The sequence below is a fragment of the Actinomadura barringtoniae genome, from assembly GCF_017573505.1.
Lineage (GTDB): Bacteria > Actinomycetota > Actinomycetes > Streptosporangiales > Streptosporangiaceae > Spirillospora > Spirillospora barringtoniae.
On record NZ_JAGEOJ010000061.1, the window covers coordinates 1 to 593 of the forward strand.

At 65.6% G+C, this 593-nt stretch carries 1 pseudogene; it reads right to left on the reverse strand.

Annotated elements, in window-relative coordinates:
• Positions 1 to 593, reverse strand: a pseudogene (locus J4573_RS53395) (DNA-directed RNA polymerase subunit beta); the annotation flags it as partial.

The following is a 593-nucleotide window of genomic DNA, read 5'->3' on the forward strand; positions in this document are numbered from 1 at the left end:
AGTTGACGGCGACCGTCGCCTCGTTCTCACCGGCGTGCAGGCGCACCAGGTACTCGATCGTCGCGACGATGTCGTCCTCGGTGAGCGTGCCCTGGTCGGTCTCCAGGTCCAGGCCGAGCTTCTTGTTGATCTTGTAGCGGCCGACCTTGGCGACGTCGTAGCGCTTGGGGTTGAAGTAGAGGTTCTCCAACAGGGTCTGCGCCGACTCCTTGGTCGGCGGCTCGCCCGGGCGTAGCTTGCGGTAGATGTCGATCAGGGCTTCGTCCTGCCCCTGGGTGTGGTCCTTCTCCAGGGTGACGTTGATCGACTCGTAGCCGCCGAAACGTTCCCGGATGCGGGCCTCGTCCCAGCCGAGCGCCTTCAGGAGCACGGTGACCGGCTGCTTGCGCTTGCGGTCGATGCGCACACCGACGTTGTCGCGCTTGTCGACCTCGAACTCCAGCCAGGCACCACGGGACGGGATCACCCGGCAGCCGTAGATGTCCTTGTCGGAGGCCTTGTCGAGGGCGCGGTCGAAGTAGACGCCCGGGGAACGGACCAGCTGCGAGACGACGACGCGCTCGGTGCCGTTCACGATGAAGGTGCCCTTGGAG